This is a genomic window from uncultured Sphingorhabdus sp., assembly GCF_937872355.1.
Classification (GTDB): domain Bacteria; phylum Pseudomonadota; class Alphaproteobacteria; order Sphingomonadales; family Sphingomonadaceae; genus Sphingorhabdus_B.
In genome coordinates, this window is the sequence record NZ_CALMSV010000276.1 from 1 (window position 1) to 3,542 (window position 3,542).

The 3,542-nt window shown below is 57.7% G+C and carries 5 protein-coding genes; all 5 read left to right on the forward strand.

The genetic code is table 11. The features are described from left to right. A partial coding sequence (locus Q0239_RS17520) for a hypothetical protein (RefSeq protein ID WP_298605256.1) occupies nucleotides 1-700 on the forward strand: 700 nt, incomplete at its 5' end. 163 nt (nucleotides 701-863) lie between these two features. Continuing rightward, a complete protein-coding gene (locus Q0239_RS17525; protein ID WP_298605257.1) occupies nucleotides 864-1,328 on the forward strand; it encodes a helix-turn-helix domain-containing protein in 465 nt (154 codons plus the stop codon). Then, a complete protein-coding gene (locus Q0239_RS17530) occupies nucleotides 1,325-1,900 on the forward strand; it encodes a PIN domain-containing protein (RefSeq protein ID WP_108437601.1) in 576 nt (191 codons plus the stop codon). Before Q0239_RS17525 ends, Q0239_RS17530 begins: the two co-directional genes overlap by 4 nt. Before the next feature lie 139 nt (nucleotides 1,901-2,039). Continuing rightward, nucleotides 2,040-2,726: a hypothetical protein gene (locus Q0239_RS17535; protein WP_298605261.1), complete on the forward strand. Its 687-nt coding sequence runs from the start codon at nucleotides 2,040-2,042 to the stop codon at nucleotides 2,724-2,726. Nucleotides 2,727-2,808: 82 nt separating this feature from the next. Beyond that, the gene (locus Q0239_RS17540) at nucleotides 2,809-3,069 is read left to right on the forward strand and encodes a WGR domain-containing protein (RefSeq protein WP_108437599.1); all 261 of its coding nucleotides are present in this window, start codon (nucleotides 2,809-2,811) and stop codon (nucleotides 3,067-3,069) included. The last annotated feature ends 473 nt before the right edge of the window (nucleotides 3,070-3,542 follow it).

A 3,542-nucleotide genomic window follows, 5' to 3' on the forward strand; every position in this document is an offset into this window, starting at 1 on the left:
GGTGGACCGCGTTGCCAGGGGTCTGACCACGATGGCGCGTCTTGACCTGCGGCACTTCTCCCAACGAGGCTTCTTGTTCGACAACCGGTCGGACGGCGCAATGACCGTACGGCTCTTTAACGGTATGATGGACCGCAGTTTCATAGAGCCGCTAGCAACTCTTGTTCTCAGAAAGTCGGGTGGTCGCCCGGAGTTCACCGACGCAGTTTGGCAACCCCAGATGAACGTCTTGATGGCGCATGCTCGAGGCGACAGGGATGAGCATGTCAAAGACGTGCAGGCTTTGCTCGAAGAACACAAAGGGCACGTCAGCTATGAGTTGGTGATCGGCTTCATGATGTTCGCTGCCTTAGCCGCGCGCGAGGATGATCTTCTGTCCGAAGAAACACCAAGTCTTTCGCCGGAGCAGACGAAGACCGCCCGAAAGTTCGGCAAGACTTGGATGACGGAGACGCTCCGGTCCCATGTTACCATCCGCATCGGACCATCCGGCGAACGGCACCTCGTTGAGCGCGAAGCACGGCGTCAATTCGAAGCGGCCCGGGCTTCCGGCCGCGCGACACCGACCGAACACTGGGTGAGCGAGCATGAGCGGCGCTATTCCAGTGGTAAGGTCGTCCGAGTTCGTGGACACAAGCGGGGCATTGTTGCGGACAAGACTTTGCCAATCAGAGTGGTTGGCCCGAAGTTAGAGCTCTGATCAGGAATGATTTTGCCCTGTGATCTCGGCCGGGTTGGGAGTGCCCGAGCATAATTGAGTGCTGGACGCTGGCCGTTTCGAATAATTCGAATGTTGCGCTTGCTTCGATTGCATGTCACACCCATCTCTAGATGGACGCCGAACGGCGACGCAGGAGGGCAAAATGGCAGCATTGCACAAGGAGCGGTTCTCGAACCGGTTACCCACAAAGGTCGAGATCAACAACGCAGATCAACTTCGTCACATCATCGCTTCGCAGGTGACCGAGGGCCAACCAGTCGACCTCTCGCTCGCCGTCGATGGCGGCGAGACGCGCAACATCACGCTTATGCCGGCGCTCACCGATACCTTGCTGGATATTCTGCGCCTGATTTCAACTGGCCGCGGGTTTCGCATGATCCCGGTCGAAGCTGAGCTCACGACGCAAGAAGCGGCAGATATGCTGAATGTCTCCCGGCCCTTCCTGATCAAGTTGCTCGAAAAGGGCGACATCCCGTTCACAATGGTTGGTCGCCATCGTCGTGTCCGGGCAGAGGATCTTTTCGCCTACATGGCCGAACGCGACCAGGCCCGATCCAATGCCCTGTCCGAACTTGCGGGGCTGGACGCGGAGGGCGACCTGATTTGAGCGGCCCGATGAACCGATACGCGGCTATCATCGATGCCTGCGTCCTTGGGGGTGGCCTCAAGCGGAACATTATTTTGAGTTTGGCCGAGGCTGGCTTGTTTCGACCCTACTGGTCCGCGCGCATTCTGGACGAGACCGAGAAGGCGATCTTGGCGATCTCAAAAGGCACGGCTGATCCTGGGCGTCAGCGCCGCGCCATCGAAAGGGCATTTCCAGAAGCGATCGTTTCACCGAGCGAAAGTGCGAACCTGTTTGGTTCGCTGCCCGATCCCGATGATGAACATGTACTGGCTGCGGCCATAGCTGCTCGCTGCGATACTCTAGTAACTGACAACCTCAAAGATTTCCCGCAGGACGTACTTGATCGTTGGGGCATCGAAGTCATGTCGCCCGACGACTTCATTACCAACGCAATGGATTTGGATCACGCCGTTGCAATTGGCGCGCTGCGCGACATGCGCGCACGGTTGAAAGATCCGAAGTATACGGTTTCCGCACTGGTCCTGAAACTCGAAGGGCAGGGATTGTTGCAAACAGCCGACTTTCTGCGCGAGTATGAAAACCTGATTTGAGCTGGACTTTAATGGCTTGCCGCCGCAACGGTCCAGCAAATCGCAAACTGCCGAACATGTCGCTTCCCTTGTCGTCCACTTCAATGGCTGCCCCATGACCAACTCTATCAATTTTCGACCGCATCCTGGAGTCGACTTGGTGCAAACAAGTGCGCCGATGCTGCGCGCGTTTCAGACCATCGCGGCGTATCAGGTTGAGCATAGTGAAATCAGACTGACCAAATTAGGTGCGTGGAACCGGCACTGCATTGATTGGGTCGTGCGGCGTATGAATTTCCCGAACTGGACTGCCGAAAAGCTGTATTCTGTCAACAAGGTGCTCGATGAATACGATGTCCCGCCTTTGGAGTATTTGCGCGTCCTCCTCACATCCTTGCGCCTTGGGCGCAAAATGGGTGGTGGCTGGCGGCTAACAAAGCCGGGCATGACACTTGTGGCAGACCCAGAGGCGGCCTTTGCCACCATCGCGCCAGCGTTTTTGTTTCGGTTTGACCATTCCGAAGGCATGCGCACGGGTGAGGCGCCCGGCGGAGACTGGGAATTGTGGTTGCAAGCAATCAACCGGATGCCGCAGGATGGCTTTACGCTGCCTGAACTGGCGAACTTCCTCTATGGCCCCAGTGCAGGCGGTGGATGGCGTGGTCCGGCGGGCGGGTTGTTCAGCGCAGTCGCGATGCCACTTGAATGGGTGGGGCTGCTAGTCCGGACGGGTGGTGGCGGCATCGAGGAAATGCTCTGGCGCAGGTCACCGCTTTGGGCTGCAGGGCTGGATTTTCAACATCGGACGATAGCTACGAATGTGGTGACGTTTCCCTCGAGGGGATGACACCCTTTAGGTTTGCCTTGGAACACCGTGTGGGCGCGCGTTCTGCACTTGATATGGTGGTGATGGTCGGTATGATCACTACATGTTTGATTCAGGTGTCCAGCTAGAAATCTTCCCGACGACGCTGGATCTGCGTCGTATCGACTTGGCCCTTAACATGCGGCGTTATTACCGATTGAGCGTTCAGCGCGACTTGTTCGGTCGTGCCTGTCTCATTCGTGAATGGGGAAGAATTGGCGCACGTGGCCAATCCCTGATCGAGAGCCATGAGGACGAGGGCAGGGCGATCACTTCGCTGATGCGGCTTGCCGCTCATAAGCAGCGGCGGGGCTATCAGCGGTAGCAGGCCGCGCTTGGTCGATTTGTCTGAAGGTCAGGGCAATGAGCAATAGAACTGGTTTCTATAACTCAGTGCATGGCCCTAGCATGAGCGATAGATATCATCGTCCTTGATTTGACCAATAGCCACGCCGAGCAAATCAACGTGCCGCGACCCGTCATCTCGCGCCGGCAGTCGGCCATTCATGTTGTCGCTAGGCCCTTCGATCTGCTCCTGTGGTTCGATGTCCTGATGAACGCGCATCACCTTCTTTCCAGCCGGGCAGGGGCATCGACCATCCCCTACACTCTTTGCAACCCTACGGTCACAGTCGGGACATCGGCACATGGCGTCAGGGCGAACCGGAACCACCATCACCAATATGCCCTCCAGATCGCAGCAAGCGACACCGCCTCACCGGTTTCGCGGGCCGGTGCTTTGGCCTGCCCATCCTGGCGGCCTGCCTGTCGCGCAGGACCCACCTCTACCCATCGGAT

Bases quoted from the DNA above. Each gene is read 5' to 3' on its own strand.
- Q0239_RS17525 (WP_298605257.1), top strand. From the start codon at position 864: ATGGCAGCATTGCACAAGGAGCGGTTCTCGAACCGGTTACCCACAAAG.
- Q0239_RS17540 (WP_108437599.1), top strand. From the start codon at position 2,809: ATGTTTGATTCAGGTGTCCAGCTAGAAATCTTCCCGACGACGCTGGAT.